Source organism: Streptomyces fungicidicus, from assembly GCF_003665435.1.
Classification (GTDB): Bacteria; Actinomycetota; Actinomycetes; order Streptomycetales; family Streptomycetaceae; genus Streptomyces; species Streptomyces fungicidicus.
In genome coordinates, this window is record NZ_CP023407.1 from 648,545 (window position 1) to 668,122 (window position 19,578).

A 19,578-nucleotide genomic window follows, 5' to 3' on the forward strand; every position below is an offset into this window, starting at 1 on the left:
CCGTCCGGGTGGTACCCGGGGCGCATGACGAACGACCGTGAGGAACCCCTTCTGCCGGCCGCGCGCGGCCCGCTGAGCAGCGCCGTCGTGGACTGTCTGCGGGGCGCGGGCCCGCCGCCTCCGTACGACGGGATCGCCGCGGCCCCCGTCTACGGGGACGACCTCCAGCTCGCCCTGTACCTCTGCTACGAGCTGCACTACCGCGGTTTCTCGGGGGTGCCGGCGGACCTCGAATGGGACCCGGAGCTGCTGCGCGCCCGGGCCGCCCTGGAGCGGCGCTTCCTCACCGCGCTGCGCGCCGACGCCCACCGGCACGACGAGGTCGACGAGGCGTTCGCCGGAATCCTCGTGGAGCCGGTGGACGGCACCGGCGTCAGCCACTTCCTGCGCGACAGCGGCGAGCTGTGGCACGTGCGGGAGTACGCCGCCCAACGGTCCCTGTACCACCTGAAGGAGGCCGACCCGCACGCATGGGTGCTGCCCCGGCTGTGGGGGCGGGCCAAGGCGGCGATGGCGGCCGTGGAGTTCGACGAGTACGGCGGCGGCCGCGCCGACCGGGTGCACGCCCGGCTGTTCGCGGACCTGATGGCCGACCTGGGCCTGGACACCGCGTACGGCCGCTATCTGGACGCGGCCTGCGCCGAACAGCTGGTGACGGTGAACCTGATGTCGCTCTTCGGACTGCACCGCTCGCTCAGGGGCGCGCTGGTGGGCCATTTCGCGACGGTCGAGATCACCTCCTCGCCGGGCTCCCGGCGGCTCGCCGAGGCGATGCGCCGGACGGGCGCGGGGCCGGCCGCCGAGCACTTCTACGACGAGCACGTGGAGGCGGACGCGGTGCACGAGCAGGTGGTGCGCCACGAGGTCGTCGCCGGGCTGCTGGAGGCGGAGCCGCACCTCGCGGCGGACGTCGCCTTCGGCGTCGACGCCACCGTGTTCGCCGAGGACCGCCTCGCCGGCCGGCTGCTCGGTGACTGGAGCGCGGGCCGTTCCTCACTGCGTACTCCCCTGTCCCGGGAGTTCACCCATGTCTCCTGACGGTGTGGGTACCCGGCGGTCCGTGAGTCCTATGGCACCCCCGGGCGTGTACGCCCCTCAGGAGGACACCGAGCTGCTGGCCGGTGCCCTGTCCGACGAGCCGGTCCCGCCGGACGCGGCCGTCCTCGACGTGGGAACGGGATCCGGCGCGCTGGCGGTGGCAGCCGCCCGGCGCGGCTGCCGGGTGACCGCGGTCGACGTCTCGTGGCGGGCGGTGGGCACGGCGCGGCTGAACGCGCTGCGGGCCGGCGTCCCGGTGCGGGTGCGGCGCGGCGACCTGTTCGGTCCCGTGCGCGGCGAGTCTTTCGATCTGGTCCTCGCCAATCCCCCGTACGTACCCGCGCCCGGCGGTCCCTCGCTGCCCCGGGGCGCGGCCCGGGCCTGGGACGCGGGCGCCGACGGGCGGCTCGTCCTTGACCGGATCTGCCGGGAGGCGCCGGCGCTGCTGCGGCCCGGGGGCGTACTGCTGCTGGTGCAGTCGGCGCTCAGCGGTCCCGAGCTGACCGTCGGGCATCTGCGCGCCGCCGGGACGAAGGCCGCGGTGATCCGGCGCCGGCACATCTCCTTCGGCCCGGTGCTGCGGGCGAGGGAGCGCTGGCTGCGGGCGCGGGGACTGCTGGCCGCGGCCGACGACAAGGAGGAGCTGGTGGTGATCCGTGCCGAACTCCCCGTCTGACACCCCGCGACGCGTCACCGTGCGGCGCAAGGGCCCGCTGCTGGTGGAGGGACCGGTGGAGGTGGAGCTGGAGGACGGCACGGTCGTCGCCTCCGACCGCTTCCGGGTGGCCCTGTGCACCTGCCGCCGCAGCAAGCGGTATCCGTGGTGCGACACCAGTCACCGCGACCGGGCGTGAGGAGGCTTGTTGCGACGGCCCGCGGGCCGTGCTTGGCTCGCCCGATGAACTTTCTGCTGACGGCGAGCGGCCTGCGCAACGACACCCTGCGGGACGCGCTGCGGGACATGCTGGGCAAGCCGTTCGGATCGGCGAACGTCGTGTACGTTCCGACGGCATCGGTCGCCGAGCCCGGGGACCACGGGTGGTTCGTCGCGAACATGAACCGGGTGCACGGCCTCGGCTGGCGGGAGTTCGACGTCCTGGAGCTCAACGGCCTGCCCCGGCGGATGGTGCTCGACCGGCTGCTGCGCGCCGACGTCATCCATGTCGAGGGCGGCAACCACTACCACCTCGCACGCAGCATCACCGGCAACGGTCTGGCCGACGGCTTCCTGGAGGCGCTGGAGAGCCGGGTCTACGTGGGGGTCAGCGCCGGGTCGATGATCTTCAGCCGTCATCTCACCGGGCACTCCGCCGACGTCATCGGGGACACCGCCGACCTCCACGTGCTCGACGCGACGACCGTGGAGCCGCCGTTCGGGCTCTTCGACTGGTATCTCAAGCCCCATCTGTACTCGCCGGACTTCCCCGAGCGGGACGACGCCTGGGCCGACCGCATCACCGCGCGGGCCGACTTCCCGGTCTACTTCGTCGACGACGAGACGGCCGTTCGCGTCAGGGACGGCAAGACGGACGTGGTCTCCGAGGGCCGGTGGCGGTTCCATCCGTGACTCCGGGAGTTCCCCGAGGACCCGGAGACCGGCGGGCGGCCCCACTCCGCCCGCCGGTCTCCTTGCGGGGATCGCACGTTCCGCGGGAGGGCCGGCACTCCCCAAATCGAGCCGGCCGCCGCGCGGTCACGGGAAAACGCGCGATCCCGGTCTCAGAACGCGAAGACGCTCGAACCGTGAGCGTTCATCACGCACTCGTTGGAGAAGGTCCGCTCGTAGGAGACGCGCCGTCCCTGCCACACCCCGTCGACGGTGACGAGGACCGGGTCGTACTGCAGGGTGCAGTGGACGCCCTCACTCACCGTCAGGGCGTCGAGGTCGCCGCCGGCGCGGTTCATCTCCGCGCAGGCCGCCCCGGCGGCCGGGTGGGTGCCCGAGGCCCCGGGGGCACAGGTCAGGGTGACCGCGCGTTCCGGTGTGGCGGTCGCCGCGCTGTCGCCGTGGCCCATGGTGAGCACCAGGGCCGAGGGGGCGTAGAGCGCGGACGGGGCGTTCCCCGGAGCTGCCAGCGCGGCCCCGGACAGGGGTGCGCAGACGGCGGCGGCCGTGAGGCCGAGGGTGGTGGCCCAGCGCGCGGTGTTCCGCATTGTGTGCATCCTTCCGCTCGTGTCGACGAGTCGCCGGCCCGTGCTCGGTCGGTGCCGAACCGGCGTGCGGGAGTCTGCCGAGTCCGCGGCGGAACTTCACATCGGACATGCGCGTTTCGGTAACCTTGCGTGTTGAATCAGTGGCGTGAAGTCACGGAACGCAGGACCGCCGCCCTAGTAACCGCACGGACACGGGGAACGCGAAGTGGCCGGATGGCCGGAACGGCGCCGCCCGGCAATCGGCCTGAAACATTCCGGTTCCGCTCTCGGCGGACCGTTCCGCGACGCCTTGTGTTCATTCGGGGGGCGAGTAATCGTTGTTACATGATTACGGCAGAGCAGCGAGAGCAAGTGCGGGGCTGGTTCACCGGCCGGCTCCCCGACGATCTCTTCGAGGAGCTGGCCGAGGTCACGGTCGACCGCGAGGAGATCACGGTCATCGGCCGCATTCCCGGCCCCCGGCCGGTGGCGGACGCCTCACCGGCAGAGCGTGAGGCGGCGGTCGAGGGCCGTGTCCAGGAGTTCCGGGAACGCACCCGGGACGACCGGATCGCGGTCGCCCGGGACGCCGAGCACCGCTTCGGGCGCAAGGTCTCCTGGGGCGTGGAGTGCGACGGCCGCCGCGCCCTGTTCACCCACGTGGCAGCGCCCGTCATGACCCGGCTGCGCCAGCCGGAGCGCCAGGTCCTCGACACCCTCATCGCGGGCGGGGTGGCCCGCAGCCGCAGTGAGGCGCTGGCCTGGTGCGTGCGTCTGGTCCAGCGGCACACCGACGACTGGCTCACCGAGCTGCGCGAGTCGCTGCAACACGTCCAGCGGGTGCGGGCGCAGGGTCCGGACGGCGAACCGCCGGAGGACCCCGCGGCCGCCGAGGGCTGAGCGGCGTCGCGGCCCGCCGGGGCCCCGCGCTGGACGCCGCGCGCGCATACCGGCCAGTATGCGTCGGGACGGCACGGCTCGAGGAGACAGGGCGGGACGCATGGCGAAGCACTGGGCCGATTTCCAGTACGAGATCTACCTGAACGGGATGACGGGCGCCGTGCCCCGGCTGCCGACCGATCTGACCCGGCTGGAGGAGCTGACCGAGCAGCGGCTCGGCCCCGGTCCGGTCGGGTACGTCGCCGGCAGCGCGGGCGACGGCAGCACGGCCCGCGCCAACCGGGCCGCTCTCGACCGCCGCCGGATCGTGCCGCGCATGCTGCGGGACGTGCACGAGCGCGATCTGTCGGTGGAGGTGCTGGGCCGCGCGCTGCCGGCGCCGCTGGCTCTGGCGCCGGTCGGGGTGCTGTCGCTCATGCACCCGGACGCGGAGTCCGCCGCCGCTCGGGCGGCCGCCGCGCAGGGGGTGCCGTTCGTGCTGTCGTCCGCGTCCAGCACGCCGATGGAGCAGGTCGCGGAGGCGATGGGCGAGGCGGAGCGCTGGTTCCAGCTCTACTGGCCGAAGGACGTGGAGGTGGCCCGGAGCTTCCTGGAGCGGGCGAGGGCCGCGGGGTTCACGGCACTCGTCGTCACCCTGGACACTCCCCTGCTGTCCTGGCGCCCCCGCGACCTGGACCAGGCGTACCTGCCCTTCCTGCACGGCGTCGGCACCGCCAACTACTTCTCGGACCCGGCGTTCCGGGCGGGCCTGGCCAAGCCGGTGCACGAGGACCCGAACGCGGCGGTGATGCACTTCGTCGGCATGTTCGCCGATCCCGCCAAGTCCTGGCCGGACCTGGCTTTCCTGCGGGAGAACTGGGACGGGCCGATCGTGCTCAAGGGGGTACTGCATCCCGACGACGCACGGCTCGCCGCCGACGCCGGGATGGACGGGGTGGTGGTCTCCAACCACGGCGGCCGTCAGGTGGCCGGGGCGATCGCGGCGGCGGACGCCCTGCCCGGCGTGGTGGAGGCCGTCGGCGACCGGCTCACCGTGCTGTTCGACAGCGGGGTGCGCACCGGCGACGACGTCTTCAAGGCCCTCGCCCTCGGGGCGCGGGCGGTGCTGCTGGGGCGTCCGTACGTCTACGGGCTCGGCCTCGAAGGGCAGGAGGGCGTGGAACACGTGATCCGCTGTCTGCTCGCCGAACTCGACCTCACCCTGGCCCTGTCGGGGCACGCCTCCCCCGCCACGGTCGGCCCGGCCGACCTGACGGAGGCCACGGGCTGACCCGCGCCACCGCACGACGAGACCGGGGCGGGCGGCCGGGAGGCCTCCCGCCCCGGCCGCGCCGTCACGTCACCGGCACTGTCAGCTCCGCGTGCCGGGCGACCGGTGCCTCGCTGCCGCTGATGGACAGGGAGCCCGTCGCCGTCCGTACCGGTTCGGCCGTCCACCGCTGGTTCACGGTCCGGTCGCGCACCTTGACGACGATGTCGGCGTTCGCGTCAGGGGTCGCCGGAGTGAGGGCCAGTTGGACGTCCCAGCGGGGCACCAGCTCGCCCTGCACGGTGAGGTCGTACCGCACGTCGTCGCCCCGCTGGTCGCCGGTGTCGGCGCAGGTTCCGAGGACGACCACACCGGCGTCCTTGTGCGAGTCCAGGCACAGGCCGGGGTCGGCCACGCTGCGCAGCAGTCCGTCGTCCTCGTAGGTCCACTGCTGGGTCCACGCCGAGGAGCACCCCGCCAGGCGGGTCCCCGAGCCGTCCCGGGGCTCGCCCCTGGTGTCGAGGCAGAGGCCGGAGGCGATGTTGCGCAGCCGGGTCCGTCCCGGAGCGGTGGGCAGTCCGGCCGCGCCGGGCGGGGAGGCGGACGGCACGGCCGCGCGGCCGCCCGCCGCGGTGGAGCCCGTCGGGTCGGCCGCACCGCCGTCCGGGGAGGAGGACCCGGCGATGAGCACGCTGACCAGCACCCCCGCCGAGACCGCGCCGATGCCGGTGAGCAGGGTCCTCGTCGAGCGCACCGGATCCGGGAACGCGATCCCCGTCAGGCGTGCGGGAACGGGGATCCGGGAGAGCACGCGGTGCCGCCCGCCACCGGACTGCCCTCCCCCGCCCCGGCGCCGGCGCCGGGCGGTGCGCCCGGCTCGGGGACCGGCCGTCGCGCGGCCGGGGCGCGAGTCGAGGTAGCGGCGGGCCCCCCAGCCGAGCACGGCCTCGGCGATCAGCGTGCCCAGACCGCCCTCGAAGTGGCTCAGCTGCTCGGCGGCGTTCCGGCAGAAGCGGCACTCCGCCAGGTGCTGCCGGACGTCCGGCAGCAGGGCCCCTCCCCGGCGGATCGGGACGTCGAGGAGACGGTTGTAGAAGCGGCAGTCCTTCGTCGGCGCCAGTTCCTGATGGGCGTGGACACAACCTTGACGGAATTTGTCCCGCGCCTGTTCGAGTGCGCCCGACGCGATGTCGGGGTCCATGCCGAGCAGACCGGCCGGCACGGAAATCGGCTCGGCCTCGACCTCCGCGTGCCACAGCAAACAGCGCGCGCGTGCGGGCAGCGAGCGGAATGCCCGTTGAGCGAGTGATCGGTTTTCCGGAGTCATGGTGTTCGCCGCGCGCATGCCGCGCCCGCCCGCCGGTTTCTGCAACTCCGGCATAACTCCGGCTATTCGATCGTCCGCGGCCCACTCCCGGACCGTGTCGCGCACGGCCACCAGCAGCAGCGGCCGGAACGCGACGGCGGATTCTCCGACGGCGACCCGGTCCAGTACCCGGTGCAGCGCGGCCGCGGTGACCATGGCGGCGAGCTGGCCCGACGAGGCCAGGCAGACGGCCGCGTAGTCGTGCGCCGACTGCCAGTGCCGCGCCGTCAGCAGCGCGACGGAATGAGCGGCCTCGCCCTCCGGACGGTCCCGCAGCCGGGCGGCGAGGAACTCGTCGGTTTCCCCCGGATCCCCGCCGGGCGGAGGATACGGAGGTCGAGGGGGGTGGGGGGTGTGCACTGAGATGGTTCCTTCCCACAGCGCATGTGACATTCAGGGGTTTCCGACGCCGGAAAGGAAGACCGATTGGTGTATACCTCTTTGGCGCCGGCACGCGCGGGGGGTGCGAATTCACCGACGGCGAATCGGACCCGGTTCATCAACTCGCGTGCGACCCCGGCCTTTACCCCCCCCGCACAAGTGGCTCACTCTCGCACAACCCGCGCTCGGCCAACAAGGCGCGTGAGCGACATCCGCGCGTTGACAGAAAGTCAGAAAGGGAAGGCGCGCCGCGCCCCCTCCTCCCGGCTTTCGGCCAGGGTTTTCACGCCGTTCACATCCGGGGCGGCGCGCCGCGCGCGCTCCCGGCGCGCGCCGGGAGCGCGGTCCACTGGTCACGGCGGCCGCGGACGGTCTCAGATCTGCCAGGAACGCAGCCGGTCCGCCGCGGCGTACACGTCGGCCTCGCCGGAGATCAGTTCGCGCGCCAGGTCGACCAGGGCGCCGTAGGGCGGATCGATGCCGGCCCCGCTGGCGAACATGTAGGCCACGGCGGTGGCGCAGGCGAAGCGGGCGTTGGCCGAGGGCAGCGGCCGGAGCACGGCGAGGGTGTGCAGCAGGGCGGCGGCCCGCCAGGCCGGGTCGGAGTCGACGCCCAGCCGGGGCGGGTCGACGCGATGGCGGGCGACCGCGGCGACCAGGGCGGAGAAGTCGTTGACGGTGGGCTGGTCCCGGAGGACCTCCTCGTGCCGCTGGAGCAGCCAGGGCACGTCGATGTGGAGCACGGGTGCCATCGGTCAGGCGGCCCGCCCCTGGCTGCCGGCGGGCCGTTCGTCGTCCGGGAAGGCGGCGGCGAACTCGTCGGCGTGGGAGGCGAAGAAGCGGCGGAACGCCTCCGCGCCCTCCTGCAGGGCGCGGTGGCGGGCTATGTCGGCCGCGGCCGCCTCGCGCACGAGCGACTTCATGGACGTACCGCGTTCCTTGGCGATCTGCCGCAGGTCCTCGAGTTCGCGGTCGCTGAACTCCACGTTGAGAGCTGGCATGCCCTCACGGTACCGCTCGGGTACTGAATCGTAAATATGCCCAGTTCAGACTGCATATGGAGGGGTACCGTCGGGGCCGGCGGCCGGGTGGCCGGCGGCCCCGCGGTGAGGGCGGTCAGCCCTGATCGGCCACAAAGGAGGCCATGCGGGTCAGGGCGGCGTTCCAGTTGATGGTGTGCTCGTTGGTGGACCAGGACTGGATGTCGTCGATGTAGCAGAACTGCCCGACGCAGCCCTGGAGTTTCGACTGGGCGTAGGGGTCCTGGATGCTGGAGTTGGGCCCGCCGGAGAGCGTCCCGGCCGGCGGATTCGGCAGGTTCGCGTCGAGCTGGCGGGCGTACCAGCGGCTGTGCTGGTTGTGCGCGTTGACCTCGCCGTAGCCGGTGACGTACGAGATGTTCAGGGCGTTGCGGCCCAGGACGTAGTCCATGCTCTGCAGCGCGCCGTCCCGGTACTTGGCGGCGCCGGTGAGGTCGTAGGCGGTGGCGAGGACGACCGCGTTGTTGAGGACCTGGTGGCTCGAGCCCCAGTCGTAGACGTTGCCCGCGGGCGCATACGGCATGCCGTACGGGTGGGCCTCGAGCGTGGCCAGATAGCGGTCGGCGCCCTCGATCACGGAGCGGCGCACCTTGTCGCCGCCGGGCAGCCGGTTCGGCACGGTCGCGAGGTCGAGCCGGCCGGCCGCGGCGGTACGCGACCAGTCGAAGCCGAGGGGGCCGAAGATGTCGGCGGTGTGCACCGGGGAGTCGCGCAGGTACTCCTCGAACCGCCGCTCGCCGGTGGTGAGGTAGAGCTCGGCGGCCGCCCAGTAGAACTCGTCGGACACGGTGTCGTCGGGGTAGGCGCCGCCGCCGGTCCCGTCGTCCGGGTCGGCGAGCAGGTCCGGGTGGGCGAGGGCCGCCGTCCAGGCCTTGCGCGCGGCCGCCAGCGTCGTGGCCGCGAACTTCTTGTCGTAGGGCCGGTACAGCCGTGCCGCCTGGGCGGCCGTGGCGGCGAGGTTGAGGGTGGCGGCGGTGGTAGGCGGGTGCAGTTCTCGCTTCTGCGGGTCGGCGCCGGGCAGCAGCGGCAGCCCGGTCCACTGCTCGTCGTGGATCTTGTGGTGGGCCGTGCCGGCCAGCGGCTCGCCGTCGGGGACCTGCATCTTCAGCAGGAACTCCAGTTCCCAGCGGGCCTCGTCGAGGATGTCCGGGACCTTGTTGCCGCTCTCGGGGATGTCCAGCGTGCCGTCGCCGAGCCTGCCGGGCTCGCCGGTGCGGGCGTGCCGGGCGCGTTCGTAGGTGCTGAGCACCTCCCAGGTGCTGATGCCGCCGTTGACGACGTACTTGCCGTGGTCGCCGGCGTCGTACCAGCCGCCGGAGACGTCGAGGGTGTAGTCGCACACGCCCGGCTGACAGGGCACCTCGGTGTCGCCCCGGTTGGGCGCCACGCCGATGTGCCCGGCCGCCCGTCCGTAGCCGGGTCGCAGGTCGTCGCGGATCTCCGTGCCGCTGCGCTGGGTGTAGTAGTACTTCGCCGAGTCCAGCCGCAGCCGTTCGTACGCGCTCGCGTCGATGTCGAAGGGCCTGCTGGTCTCGCCGTCCACGGTCAGGGTGTACCCGCTCCCCCGCCCGCGGTGGGCGCCGAAGTCGATGGAGTGGACGTTCTCCCCCGAGGAGCCGTCGACACCGCGCGGCACGGTCCAGCCCCGCCGGACCACACGGCCGGCGTGGTCCTTCAGCTGCCAGGGCAGCCGCTCGGCGGCCTCGGTGACCAGGGTGGCGTTCTTCGGCCCGGAGGGCAGGTAGGCGACCTGGTTGACGCGGACCCGGGGCCCGGTGTCGGGCTCGTACGGCTCGGGGGCGACCCCGCCCAGCAGGGACACGTCGTCCACGCAGAACCGCCAGGGGTCCGCGCTGCCGCCGAGCTGGAGGCCGACCTGGCCCTGCGCGGTGTCGACGGGCGAGGTGAAGGTGTACGTGTAGGTGTCGCCGGAGACGCCGAGCTGGGGCGACACCTCGTAGTAGGTGTCGTAGGGCGCCGTCTGCAGACCGACGATCGCCCGTACGGTGTGGCCCGCGGGTGTGCCGGCCGCGCTGAAGGAGAAGCGGTACGACTCGCCCTTCACCAGGGTGATGTCGTTCTGGCCGACGGCCGCGTCCCACCGGTTCGCGGTGCCGCCGGGGACGTCGGCGCACAGGCGTCCCCCGGACGGGCCCGCGGTGACGTTCGCGGAGGCCCACCAGGACTCGGTGCCGGTGTCGAAGGTGCCGTTGCGGACCTGCTCGGCCGGGTCCGCCCCGGCCGGGGCGGCGGGCAGCGCGGTGAGCGCCGCGGCCAGCAGTCCGGTCAGGGACAGCAGAGCGGTTCTGCGTCTGTTCACGTTGGCTCCTCTGAGGGCGAGGTGCGGGAATTGGGAGCGCTCCCATCTCTGTGCGCCGACCATGGTTGTGGCAGGGGTGACACTCCGTCAACGGGTGCGACGGGAGAGATGACGGCGGCCCTGAGCGGAGGTTCACAGTCCGCGCCGCGCCGGGAGCCACTAGTCTGGGACTCAGGCGATACACCGGATCACGGTGAGTGTGCGCGATGGAGTGGCGACGATGAGGCCGGACGACCCGTTCGACGATGCCGTGACGGCCCGGGCCGTCATCGCCGCCGACGGCACGCTCACGCGGTGGAGCGAGGGCGCGTGCCTGCTGCTGGGATACACGGCCGGCGAGGTCGTGGGTCGCCCGGCCGCCCGTCTGCTGGCCGGGGGCGCGGGCGCGCCGCCGACGGCGGCCGTCCGCTGGAGCGGCACCCTCGCGCTGCGGCACCGCGACGGCGGCACCGTCACGGTGTGGGTGCTCGCCCACCGTCGGCAGCCGGCGGACGGGGGCGCGGGCGACTGGCTCGCCGTCTCCCCGCTGGAGGCCTCCGACCACGAGCTGCCCGAGGACCCCCTGGTCAGGGCGGCCGTGTTCCAGTCCCCGTGCGCCACGATGGTCTTCGACCAGGAGCTGCGGCTGCGCGGGGTCAACGACGCCATGGCCCTCCTCCTCGGCCTGCCCGCCCCGCAGCTGCGGGGGCTCAGGCCCACCGACGTCGGCGGCCGGCCGCAGCACTCCGAACTCGAACGGCAGCTGCGCCACGTGCTGCGCAGTGGACGGCCGCACGACATGCAGACGTACATGAAGGCCACCGGCGAGAGCAGCGCGCACGCCTGGCTGGCCCGCCTGGCCCCGCTCACCGACCGGTCCGGGCGGGTGCGGGGCGTGTGCGTGACGGCCCACGACTTCACCGACCAGTACCGGGCGCGGGAGCGGCTCCAGCTGGTCAACGAGGCCAGCATGCGCATCGGCACCACGCTGGACGTCACCCGGACGGCGCAGGAGCTGGCGGAGGTGTGCGTGCCCGCGCTCGCCGACTTCGTCAGCGTGGATCTGCTGGAGTCCGAGGAGCCGGGAGGCGAGCCCACCGGCCCGTTGGCCGCGCCGGTCTCGCTGCGCCGGGTCGCCCACCGGTCCCTCGTGCCGGGCAGTCCGGAGTCGGCCGTCCGGTCGGGCGAGGTGGTCGTCTACCCGGCCGCCGCGCCCCACGCCGACTCGCTGATCGCGGGCCACAGCATCGTGGCCTCGGTGCCGTCGGGCGACCTCGACCCGTGGCTCGACGCGGACGAGACACGCGCCCGGCAGGTCCGGGAGAGCGGCGTCCACTCCATGCTGTCCGTCCCGCTCCAGGCGCGCGGCACGACCCTCGGCGTCGCCGCGTTCACCCGCTTCAGCCGTCCCGAGGCGTTCACCCACGACGACGTGCTGCTGGCCGAGGAGGTCACGGCGCGCGCCGCCGTCTGCATCGACAACGCCCGCCGCTACTCCCGTGAGCGCGAGACCACCCTGACGCTCCAGCGGAGTCTGCTGCCCCGCACGCTGCCCCGCACGGCCGCGGTGGAGGCCGCCACGCGCTATCTGCCGGCCGCGCGCTCCGGGGTGGGCGGCGACTGGTTCGACGTGATCCCGCTGTCCGGGATGCGGGTGGCGATGGTGGTCGGGGACGTCGTCGGGCACGGCATCCAGGCGTCCGCGACCATGGGGCGGCTGCGCACCGCGGTCCGCACCCTCGCCGACATCGACCTGGCGCCCGAGGAGCTCCTCACCCACCTCGACGACCTGGTGCTGCACCTGTCGCACGAGGCGGGCGGCGACGGCGGTCCCGGCGAGGTCGGCGCGACCTGTCTCTACGCCGTGTACGACCCGGTGTCCCGGCGCTGCACCCTGTCCCGGGCGGGGCATCCCGCACCGGTCCTCATCCCGCCGGGCGGCCCGGCCCGGCACCTCGACCTGCCCTCCGGGCCTCCGCTGGGCGTCGGCGGGCTGCCGTTCGAGTCGGCCGAGCTGGAGCTGCCCGACGACTCGGTGCTGGCGTTCTACACCGACGGGCTGGTCGAGTCCCGCGGCCGGGACACCGAGGCGGGGCACGCCCTGCTGCGCGAGGCGCTGTCCAACGCCGCGGGCCCGCTCGACGAGACCTGCGACCGGGTGCTGCACACCGTGCTCTCACCGGGCGGCACGACCGACGACGTGGCCCTGCTGCTGGCCCGTACCCACGGGCTGCCGTCCGCGCAGGTCGCCACCTGGGAGATCCCGGCCGACCCGGCGCTGGTCGCCCCCATCCGCAAGCAGGTCCTCGACCAGCTGGACACCTGGTCGCTGGCCGAGGCGTCGTTCACCGCGGAGCTGGTGGTCAGCGAGCTGGTCACCAACGCCATCCGGTACGGCGCCCCGCCCATCCGGCTGCGGCTGATCCACCACGCCTCGACGCTGATCTGCGAGGTGTCCGACACCAGCCACACCGCCCCGCACCTGCGGCGGGTCAAGACCTGGGACGAGGGCGGCCGGGGCCTGCTGCTGGTCGCCCAGCTCACCCAGCGGTGGGGCAGCAGGCACACCGCCGACGGCAAGACCATCTGGGCGGAACTGGCCCTGGTGGACGAGATGTGACGAGGGGGGAGCCATGCCGAACGGGTCACGCCGCGCGGGTGCGGCGACGGCGGGAGCAGTGGTCCTGCTCGGCGCGCTGGCCGCCTGCGGCGCCGGGGGCACCACCCAGACACCGCCGTCCCCGGCGTCCGCCCCCGCATCGCGGAGCGCCGCGCCGGGCGACACCACCGCCTCGGCGGGCGACCGTACGCCGACGGCCTCCGGGCGCACGGAGCGCCCGGCGTCGCGGTGCCGCACCTCCGAACTGAGCGCCTCCGTCGGCCGGGTGGACCCGGGCGCGGGACAGCGCAACTTCCCCGTCGTGCTGACCAACGTCTCCTCCCGCGGCTGCACCCTGTACGGCTATCCGGGCGCCGCCTTCGTGGACGCGGCGGGCGAGCAGCTGGGCCGGGACCCGCGGCGCGCCCCCGGCGATTCGGCGACCGTCACCCTGGCGCCCGGCGACAGCGCCTGGGCCGGGCTGCGCTACGCGAGCCCCGGCGTCAGCGGCGCGGACACGGCGGTGCCGGCCGCGCTGCTCGTCACCCCGCCGGACGAACGGGAGCCCCTCAAGGTGCCCTGGAAGGCGGGGGCGGTCCCGGTGTCCGGCAACGCGTCGTCGGTTTTCCTCACCGTCCTGGAGCCGGGCACCGGGCCCTGACCGTGCGTCACGCGCTCAGTGTCCGGCGACGGGGTGCGGGGTGTACGGCCGCTGGAGCTCCTCGATCTCCTTGTCGCCCAGCCGCAGTTCGACGGCGGCCACCGCGTCCTCGAGGTGGGAGGACCTGGCCGCGCCGATGACGGGAGCGGTGACCGTGTCCTGGTGGAGCAACCAGGCGAGGGCGACCCGGGCGCGGGGCACGCCGCGTCCTTCGGCGACGCGGGTGACCGCCTCGACGACGGCACGGTCGCCCTCCTGGTACAGGGTGCTGCCGAACGCGTCGGTGGCGCTGCGGCCGGTGGCGGCGTCCCAGTCCCGGGTGAGCCGGCCCCGGGCCAGCGGGCTCCAGGGCAGGACGCCCACGCCCTGGTCGGCGCAGAGCGGCAGCATCTCGCGCTCCTCCTCGCGGTAGAGGAGGTTGTAGTGGTTCTGCATGGACACGAACTTGGTCCAGCCGTGCCGTTCCGCCGTGTACTGCGCCTTGGAGAACTGCCAGGCGTACATGGAACTGGCCCCGATGTAGCGCACCTTGCCGGCCTTGACGACGTCGTGCAGCGCCTCCATGGTCTCCTCGACCGGGGTGTGCGGGTCCCAGCGGTGGATCTGGTAGAGGTCGACGTAGTCGGTGCCGAGGCGGGTGAGACTGTGGTCCAGTTCGGTCATGATCGCCTTGCGGGACAGGCCGCCGCCGTTGGGCCCGGGCCGCATCCGGCCGTGCACCTTGGTGGCGAGCACGATGTCGTCCCGGCGGGCGAAGTCGCGCAGCGCCCGGCCGACGATCTCCTCGCTGGTGCCGTCCGAGTAGACGTTCGCGGTGTCGAAGAAGGTGATGCCGGCTTCCAGCGCCTGCCGGATCAGCGGGCGGGACGCCTCCTCGTCGAGGGTCCACTCGTGGTTGCCGCGGTCGGGCACGCCGTAGGTCATGCATCCCAGACAGATCCGCGACACGTCCAGACCCGTCGAACCGAGCTTCACGTACTGCATCGTTGCTGCTCCTGCCTTCGGGATGGGTTGCTGCAAGGGGGAGGGTACGTCCTGGTGCGCACGCGAAGGGCGGGCCGGACCGGCTACAGGAGGTCCAAGGCGCGCTCCCAGCGGAACTCCGGCCGCCCGCCGTCCTCGTCCGCCTCCCCCGCGTACGGGTCGCCGAAGCGCACGCCCATGCCGCGCAGCCGGGCGAGGCTGTCCCGGTAGGCGGGGTGGGCGGCCAGCGCGTCCGCCACGCACGGCAGGACGGCGACCGGCACGCCGAGCCCGGCGGCCTCGCACAGGGTGCCGAGGGCGAGGGTGTCGGCGATGCCGGCCGCCCACTTGTTGACGGTGTTGAAGGTGGCCGGCGCCACCACCACGGCGTCGGGGGCGGGGAAGGGACGCGGGTCGCCCGGTGCGCGCCATTCGGACCGGATCGGCCGTCCGGTCTGCGCCTCGACGGCGGCGGGGTCGAAGAAGCCGTTCGTCGCGAGCGGCGTCGCGATGACGCCGACCTCCCAGTTCCGCTCCTGGGCGGCGGTGATCAGCTTGCTGACGTCCCCGGCGACGCCGGCGGCGCACACCACGACGTAGAGGAAGGGCTTGCGGGGTGTCTCGTGCTCGGCCTGTCGGGTCACCCGAAAACCCTAGTCACCCCCCCCGGCGGGGCCGGTCGCGCGGCCGGTGCGGTGACGGCGGCCCTCCCCGGCGCGGAGGAATCCGGCGTGCGGCGGTGTCGTGCGTGTGATCGGGTCGACCGCAGGACGTGACGACGAGGGACGGATGCCATGCCTCTTCAGGGCGAGTACGAACCCAGCCCGACCGAGTGGGTGCGCGACCAGGTGGAGCTGTACGAGAGTTCCGGCGGCACCGAGGGGACGACGCTGCCGGGTACGAGCAGGCCGGTCGTGCTGCTGACCAGCCGGGGCGCGAAGTCCGGCAAGCTGCGCAAGACCCCGGTGATGCGGGTCGAGCACGACGGGCGGTACGCGGTGGTGGCCTCGCTGGGCGGGGCGCCGAAGCACCCGGTCTGGTACCACAACCTCAAGGCGGACCCGCGGGTCGAGCTCCAGGACGGTCCGGGGAAGTGGGACATGACGGCCCGTGAGGTGACGGGCGCGGAGAAGGCAGAGTGGTGGAAGCGCGCCGTGGCGGCCTTTCCGCAGTACGCCGACTACCAGGAGAAGACGGACCGGGAGATCCCGGTCTTCGTGCTGGAGGCGGACGGGCACGGGGCCTGAGCCCGGCGGAACTTTCCGCGTCCCGGTGCGCATGAAGCGCGGGGCACCGGGCACGCGTCGTTCAGGCCCCGCCGCGTTCCCCCGTCGCGGCGGGGCTTTCCCATGCCTCACGCGCCTCCGGGGAGCCCCGTTCGGTAACGTCGAGGAAGATCTGGTCCGCCTCGGGCACCTGACGGGCGATGGACCGCTTGATGCGTACGGCGACCTCCTCCAGACGCTCGCTCTCGATACCGGGCACCAGGTCGACGCGGGCGGCCACGAGCGCGGTGTCCAGGCCCGTCTTCATCGTGAGGAGCGCCTCCACGCTGTCGATCTCGGGCTGCGTCCGGAGCAGCTCCCGGATCCGGTCGCTGGCCTCCGGGTCGGCGGCCTCGCCGATCAGCTGGTCGCGGGCCTCCCGGCCGAGCCGGTAGGCGACGTACACCAGCAGCGCGCCGATGGCGAGCGAGGCGGACGCCTCCCACACCACCTGCCCGGTGATCATGTGCAGCGCCATGCCCACGATGGCGAGGGTGACGCCCAGCACCGCGGTGCCGTCCTCGGCGACCACCGTGCGCAGCGCCGGATCGCGCATCTCGCTGAGCCGGCCGCCCTGCCGGCGTATCTGGTACAGGGCCCGCAGCAGCGAGCCGCCCTCGGCGAGCAGGGCGACCCCGAGCACGATCAGCCCGGCCACGTAGCCGCTCAGCTTCTCGTCGCCGCCGTTCCTGAGCGCCTCGACTCCCTGGTAGAACGAGAAGCAGCCGCCCATGACGAAGATGCCCACGGCCGCGAGCAGCGACCAGAAGAAGCGCTCCTTGCCGTAGCCGAAGGGGTGGCGCCGGTCGGCCGGGCGACGGCTGCGCCGCAGCGCGGCCAGCAGGAACACCTCGTTCATGCTGTCGGCCACCGAGTGGGCCGCCTCCGACAGCAGCGCGGGGGACGCGGCAAGCAGGCCGCCCACGGCCTTGGCGACCGCGATCACCAGGTTGGCTGCGAGCGCCACCAGCACGGTGACGCGGGTTCTGCGATCCGATCGTGTAGTCACGTCGGCCGATTGCCCCGGTCGGCGCAGGCCACACCGTGCCGTCGGCGGAAAACGGGGAACGCGGTCACAGGGACACACGGAAACGGCGGAAAGGAGACCACCATGGGCGGCCGCGACGACGGGGGCGGCGGCAACAGCGCGTACGGCAGGAAGACGTTCAAGAGGTCGAAGGCCCATTTCGCGGACCGCATCACCGCGGACGGGCGGGACGGCTGGCCGGTGGAGGCCGGGCGCTACCGGCTCGTCGTGAGCCGTGCCTGCCCGTGGGCGAGCCGGGCGCTGGTGTCCCGGCGGCTGCTCGGGCTGGAGGACGCGCTGTCGCTGGCCGTCGCGGATCCCGTCCAGGACGACCGGAGCTGGCGTTTCACCCTGGATCCGGACGGCCGTGACCCGGTCCTCGGCATCCGGTATCTGAGCGAGGCGTACGACCGGCGGGAGAAGGGCTACCCCGGCGGGGTGAGCGTGCCGGCCGTCGTGGACGTGCCCAGCGGGAAGCTGGTCACCAACGACTACCAGCGGATCACCCTGGATCTCGCCACCGAGTGGACGGCCCTGCACCGCGAGGGGGCGCCCGACCTGTACCCGGCGGGGCGGCGCGACGAGATCGACGCGGTGATGGACGACATCTTCCAGGACGTCAACAACGGCGTGTACCGGGCGGGCTTCGCCACCGGCCAGGAGGAGTACGAGACCGCCTGCACGGCGCTGTTCCGCCGGCTGGAGCTGCTGGAGAAGCGGCTGGAGCGGCAGCGGTACCTGGTCGGCGACACCCTCACGGAGGCGGACATCCGGCTGTTCACCACGCTGGTGCGGTTCGACGCGGTGTACCACGGCCACTTCAAGTGCAACCGGTGGAAGCTGGCGGAGAGCCGGGTGCTGTGGGCGTACGTCCGCGACCTGTACCAGACGCCCGGCTTCGGCGACACCGTGGACTTCGACCACATCAAGCGGCACTACTACCAGGTGCACACCGGTATCAACCCGTCCGGGATCGTGCCCCTCGGGCCCGACCTGGCCGGCTGGACGACGCCCCATCACCGTGCGGAGCTGGGCGGCCGGCCGTTCGGGGACGGCACCCCGCCGGGCCCGGTGCGGGCCGCGGAGGAGGTCCCGGCGCGGGGCCGCCCCTGATTGTCCGGGCCGCAGGGCCCCCTCACCGACGAGACGAAGCCGACCTAGGAGATCCACATGGCGAAGAAGAGCAAGAAGGCGAAGAAGAAGCTGCCCCTGGCGTACAAGCCCCTCGGCTTCGTGCTGGGCTGGACGAGCGGCACCGTGGCCGGGATGGCCTTCCAGAAGACCTGGAAGGTGATCCGGCACGAGGACGACGCGCCGGACGCGCTGGACCGGGACCGCCGCTGGGCGGAGATCCTGCTGGCTGCGGCGATCCAGGGCGCCATCTTCGCGGTGGTGCGCAGCGCCGTGGACCGGGCCGGGGCCAAGGCCATCGAGCGTTCCACGGGCGTCTGGCCGGTCCCGGACAAGGGCGGGCGCGACTGAGGCACCGCCCGCCGGGGTGACCCGCGCGCCTCCCGGTGCCCCCGCGGGCCGTCGGGAGGCGCGCGGGCTCACCCCTGCTTGGGCGCCGTCGGCGTGCCCCGGCGCACGACGAAGGAGTGGCCCGCCGGGTCGGCGTAGCCGCGCTCCTCGGTGGGTCCCGACGCGTCGCCCGTCTCCATCGGGCGGCCGCCCAGGCTCACGACCAGGCGTTCCACCGCGTCCAGGTCGTCCACCACGAACTCCAGATGCGCCTGGAGGGAGTTCTCCGGGCGGGGCCAGCTCGGGGCGGTCGCGTTGACGTCGCGGCGCAGCGCCAGGCGGAAGCCGTCGGCGGCCCGGATCTCCACCCGGTTCACATGCGCGCCCACCTCCTCCGCCGCCAGCAGCTCCTTGTAGAACTGGGCGAGTTTCTCGGGTTCGGCACAGTCGAGCACCACAACGCCGGCCGTCACCAGTGACATGTCTCCTCCGCGAGGTCCGCTGCGCGGGGCGTGTCCCGCCCCGTCCTGTAGGTGACACCTATCCCGGCTCACACGATTCAGTCGGGTGGGGTCGCGGCCAACTCGCCCCCGCCACCGACACGTTCGGAAAAACTCGGTCGCAATTCGAAGACATATGTCAATCGAACATGCTCAAATTCACTCGTCCGAGGGTAACTTGCAGGGCGGGGAGCGGTGTGGGGACCGGTCCCTCCCCCGTTGCACGGAGCAAGCTGGAGGCGATGGCGTCGTGCGGTACGAACCTGCGCCGCTGACCCGGCATCTGCGCGTCCGCCACGACCGGGGACACACGGTGCTGGAGTTCCGCGGCGAGATCGACATCGCGGCGGCCGCGGAGATCGTCCCCCATCTGGACATGGCGACCGCCGAACCGGACGCCCGGGTCGTGATCGACCTGACCCACGTCGAGTTCTTCGACCTCTCCGGGCTGCGCCTGCTGTTCCGGGCCCGGCACCGGATCACCGCGGGATCCGGCCGGCTGCACCTGGTGTGCACCCATCCGCTGACCCTGCGCATGCTGCGGATCACCGGACTGTCCCGGCTGCTGCCCCCGCGGCCGACCCTGGACGCGGCCCTGGAGAAGCCCGGCACCGCCTCCGGCCCGGTCTGACCGGCGGGCCGGCGGTCCGGCGCCGCCCGTGCGCCCCGCCGCACTCCCGGTGCGGTCGTCCGTTC

General features: G+C 73.3%; 21 protein-coding genes. 12 read left to right on the top strand and 9 right to left on the bottom strand.

Annotation, left to right across the window (positions count from 1 at the left end; genetic code table 11):
* Nucleotides 1-24 precede the first annotated feature (24 nt).
* From CNQ36_RS02700 to CNQ36_RS02715, 4 genes are read left to right on the top strand one after another with little or no spacing between them, the layout of a single operon-like run.
* Entirely contained in the window at nucleotides 25-1,038 is a 1,014-nt protein-coding gene (locus CNQ36_RS02700; RefSeq protein ID WP_121544771.1) for an iron-containing redox enzyme family protein, read from the top strand.
* On the top strand, nucleotides 1,028-1,714 hold the full coding sequence (locus CNQ36_RS02705) for a HemK2/MTQ2 family protein methyltransferase (protein WP_121544772.1): 687 nt from the start codon (nucleotides 1,028-1,030) through the stop codon (nucleotides 1,712-1,714). Before CNQ36_RS02700 ends, CNQ36_RS02705 begins: the two co-directional genes overlap by 11 nt.
* Nucleotides 1,695-1,892, top strand: a complete 198-nt coding sequence (locus CNQ36_RS02710; RefSeq protein WP_004935631.1) for a CDGSH iron-sulfur domain-containing protein — start codon at nucleotides 1,695-1,697, stop codon at nucleotides 1,890-1,892. Before CNQ36_RS02705 ends, CNQ36_RS02710 begins: the two co-directional genes overlap by 20 nt.
* 44 nt (nucleotides 1,893-1,936) lie before the next feature.
* Nucleotides 1,937-2,605, top strand: coding sequence for a Type 1 glutamine amidotransferase-like domain-containing protein (locus tag CNQ36_RS02715; protein ID WP_121544773.1), 669 nt, complete (start codon nucleotides 1,937-1,939; stop codon nucleotides 2,603-2,605).
* A 152-nt stretch (nucleotides 2,606-2,757) separates the two neighbouring features.
* Here CNQ36_RS02715 and CNQ36_RS02720 read toward each other — a convergent pair whose 3' ends face one another.
* On the bottom strand, nucleotides 2,758-3,192 hold the full coding sequence (locus CNQ36_RS02720; RefSeq protein WP_004935626.1) for a protease inhibitor: 435 nt from the start codon (nucleotides 3,190-3,192) through the stop codon (nucleotides 2,758-2,760).
* Nucleotides 3,193-3,516: 324 nt separating this feature from the next.
* Between CNQ36_RS02720 and CNQ36_RS02725 the strand changes: the two genes are divergently transcribed.
* Together CNQ36_RS02725 and CNQ36_RS02730 are read left to right on the top strand one after the other, a co-directional pair.
* On the top strand, nucleotides 3,517-4,071 hold the full coding sequence (locus tag CNQ36_RS02725; RefSeq protein ID WP_121544774.1) for a hypothetical protein: 555 nt from the start codon (nucleotides 3,517-3,519) through the stop codon (nucleotides 4,069-4,071).
* Between the two features lie 100 nt (nucleotides 4,072-4,171).
* The gene (locus CNQ36_RS02730) at nucleotides 4,172-5,341 is read left to right on the top strand and encodes a lactate 2-monooxygenase (RefSeq protein ID WP_121544775.1); all 1,170 of its coding nucleotides are present in this window, start codon (nucleotides 4,172-4,174) and stop codon (nucleotides 5,339-5,341) included.
* A gap of 64 nt (nucleotides 5,342-5,405) precedes the next feature.
* Here the strand turns inward: CNQ36_RS02730 and CNQ36_RS02735 are convergent, their stop codons facing one another.
* From CNQ36_RS02735 to CNQ36_RS02750, 4 genes are all read right to left on the bottom strand, one after another.
* Entirely contained in the window at nucleotides 5,406-7,046 is a 1,641-nt protein-coding gene (locus tag CNQ36_RS02735) for an RICIN domain-containing protein (protein ID WP_121544776.1), read from the bottom strand.
* A gap of 395 nt (nucleotides 7,047-7,441) precedes the next feature.
* On the bottom strand, nucleotides 7,442-7,819 hold the full coding sequence (locus tag CNQ36_RS02740) for a toxin Doc (RefSeq protein WP_121544777.1): 378 nt from the start codon (nucleotides 7,817-7,819) through the stop codon (nucleotides 7,442-7,444).
* 3 nt (nucleotides 7,820-7,822) lie between these two features.
* On the bottom strand, nucleotides 7,823-8,068 hold the full coding sequence (locus CNQ36_RS02745; RefSeq protein ID WP_121544778.1) for a hypothetical protein: 246 nt from the start codon (nucleotides 8,066-8,068) through the stop codon (nucleotides 7,823-7,825).
* Between the two features lie 115 nt (nucleotides 8,069-8,183).
* Nucleotides 8,184-10,427: a glycoside hydrolase family 9 protein gene (locus tag CNQ36_RS02750; protein WP_121544779.1), complete on the bottom strand. Its 2,244-nt coding sequence runs from the start codon at nucleotides 10,425-10,427 to the stop codon at nucleotides 8,184-8,186.
* 220 nt (nucleotides 10,428-10,647) lie between these two features.
* Between CNQ36_RS02750 and CNQ36_RS02755 the strand changes: the two genes are divergently transcribed.
* Together CNQ36_RS02755 and CNQ36_RS02760 are read left to right on the top strand one after the other, a co-directional pair.
* Nucleotides 10,648-13,026 carry a SpoIIE family protein phosphatase gene (locus CNQ36_RS02755; protein ID WP_040907960.1) on the top strand — a complete coding sequence of 793 codons (2,379 nt, stop codon included), beginning with the start codon at nucleotides 10,648-10,650 and terminating at the stop codon, nucleotides 13,024-13,026.
* A 13-nt stretch (nucleotides 13,027-13,039) separates the two neighbouring features.
* Nucleotides 13,040-13,666 (top strand): DUF4232 domain-containing protein, encoded by a 627-nt coding sequence (locus CNQ36_RS02760; protein ID WP_121544780.1) that lies wholly within the window; start codon nucleotides 13,040-13,042, stop codon nucleotides 13,664-13,666.
* A gap of 15 nt (nucleotides 13,667-13,681) precedes the next feature.
* On the opposite strand, the gene CNQ36_RS02765 is transcribed toward CNQ36_RS02760, so the two are convergent.
* Nucleotides 13,682-14,650, bottom strand: a complete 969-nt coding sequence (locus tag CNQ36_RS02765) for an aldo/keto reductase (protein ID WP_121544781.1) — start codon at nucleotides 14,648-14,650, stop codon at nucleotides 13,682-13,684.
* Nucleotides 14,651-14,733: 83 nt separating this feature from the next.
* Nucleotides 14,734-15,273, bottom strand: coding sequence for a flavoprotein (locus tag CNQ36_RS02770; protein ID WP_121544782.1), 540 nt, complete (start codon nucleotides 15,271-15,273; stop codon nucleotides 14,734-14,736).
* A 150-nt stretch (nucleotides 15,274-15,423) separates the two neighbouring features.
* On the opposite strand from CNQ36_RS02770, the gene CNQ36_RS02775 reads away from it, so the two are divergent.
* Nucleotides 15,424-15,876 (top strand): nitroreductase family deazaflavin-dependent oxidoreductase, encoded by a 453-nt coding sequence (locus CNQ36_RS02775; RefSeq protein WP_121544783.1) that lies wholly within the window; start codon nucleotides 15,424-15,426, stop codon nucleotides 15,874-15,876.
* A 61-nt stretch (nucleotides 15,877-15,937) separates the two neighbouring features.
* Here CNQ36_RS02775 and CNQ36_RS02780 read toward each other — a convergent pair whose 3' ends face one another.
* On the bottom strand, nucleotides 15,938-16,903 hold the full coding sequence (locus CNQ36_RS02780) for a cation diffusion facilitator family transporter (RefSeq protein WP_163013186.1): 966 nt from the start codon (nucleotides 16,901-16,903) through the stop codon (nucleotides 15,938-15,940).
* A gap of 102 nt (nucleotides 16,904-17,005) precedes the next feature.
* On the opposite strand from CNQ36_RS02780, the gene CNQ36_RS02785 reads away from it, so the two are divergent.
* Both CNQ36_RS02785 and CNQ36_RS02790 read left to right on the top strand, forming a co-directional pair.
* The gene (locus CNQ36_RS02785; RefSeq protein WP_121544784.1) at nucleotides 17,006-18,034 is read left to right on the top strand and encodes a glutathione S-transferase family protein; all 1,029 of its coding nucleotides are present in this window, start codon (nucleotides 17,006-17,008) and stop codon (nucleotides 18,032-18,034) included.
* Between the two features lie 57 nt (nucleotides 18,035-18,091).
* A complete protein-coding gene (locus CNQ36_RS02790; RefSeq protein WP_004935598.1) occupies nucleotides 18,092-18,403 on the top strand; it encodes a DUF4235 domain-containing protein in 312 nt (103 codons plus the stop codon).
* Between the two features lie 68 nt (nucleotides 18,404-18,471).
* On the opposite strand, the gene CNQ36_RS02795 is transcribed toward CNQ36_RS02790, so the two are convergent.
* Nucleotides 18,472-18,864, bottom strand: a complete 393-nt coding sequence (locus tag CNQ36_RS02795; RefSeq protein ID WP_121544785.1) for a VOC family protein — start codon at nucleotides 18,862-18,864, stop codon at nucleotides 18,472-18,474.
* Nucleotides 18,865-19,132: 268 nt separating this feature from the next.
* Here CNQ36_RS02795 and CNQ36_RS02800 point away from each other — a divergent pair, with 268 nt between their 5' ends.
* Nucleotides 19,133-19,513, top strand: a complete 381-nt coding sequence (locus CNQ36_RS02800) for an anti-sigma factor antagonist (protein ID WP_040907958.1) — start codon at nucleotides 19,133-19,135, stop codon at nucleotides 19,511-19,513.
* Nucleotides 19,514-19,578: the final 65 nt, after the last annotated feature.

Coding starts and splice junctions, on each gene's coding strand:
- CNQ36_RS02740 (WP_121544777.1), bottom strand. CDS start 7,819: ATGGCACCCGTGCTCCACATCGACGTGCCCTGGCTGCTCCAGCGGCAC.
- CNQ36_RS02765 (WP_121544781.1), bottom strand. CDS start 14,650: ATGCAGTACGTGAAGCTCGGTTCGACGGGTCTGGACGTGTCGCGGATC.
- CNQ36_RS02785 (WP_121544784.1), top strand. CDS start 17,006: ATGGGCGGCCGCGACGACGGGGGCGGCGGCAACAGCGCGTACGGCAGG.
- CNQ36_RS02790 (WP_004935598.1), top strand. CDS start 18,092: ATGGCGAAGAAGAGCAAGAAGGCGAAGAAGAAGCTGCCCCTGGCGTAC.
- CNQ36_RS02720 (WP_004935626.1), bottom strand. CDS start 3,192: ATGCGGAACACCGCGCGCTGGGCCACCACCCTCGGCCTCACGGCCGCC.
- CNQ36_RS02775 (WP_121544783.1), top strand. CDS start 15,424: ATGCCTCTTCAGGGCGAGTACGAACCCAGCCCGACCGAGTGGGTGCGC.
- CNQ36_RS02755 (WP_040907960.1), top strand. CDS start 10,648: ATGAGGCCGGACGACCCGTTCGACGATGCCGTGACGGCCCGGGCCGTC.
- CNQ36_RS02795 (WP_121544785.1), bottom strand. CDS start 18,864: ATGTCACTGGTGACGGCCGGCGTTGTGGTGCTCGACTGTGCCGAACCC.
- CNQ36_RS02760 (WP_121544780.1), top strand. CDS start 13,040: ATGCCGAACGGGTCACGCCGCGCGGGTGCGGCGACGGCGGGAGCAGTG.
- CNQ36_RS02705 (WP_121544772.1), top strand. CDS start 1,028: ATGTCTCCTGACGGTGTGGGTACCCGGCGGTCCGTGAGTCCTATGGCA.
- CNQ36_RS02725 (WP_121544774.1), top strand. CDS start 3,517: ATGATTACGGCAGAGCAGCGAGAGCAAGTGCGGGGCTGGTTCACCGGC.
- CNQ36_RS02730 (WP_121544775.1), top strand. CDS start 4,172: ATGGCGAAGCACTGGGCCGATTTCCAGTACGAGATCTACCTGAACGGG.
- CNQ36_RS02715 (WP_121544773.1), top strand. CDS start 1,937: ATGAACTTTCTGCTGACGGCGAGCGGCCTGCGCAACGACACCCTGCGG.
- CNQ36_RS02700 (WP_121544771.1), top strand. CDS start 25: ATGACGAACGACCGTGAGGAACCCCTTCTGCCGGCCGCGCGCGGCCCG.
- CNQ36_RS02745 (WP_121544778.1), bottom strand. CDS start 8,068: ATGCCAGCTCTCAACGTGGAGTTCAGCGACCGCGAACTCGAGGACCTG.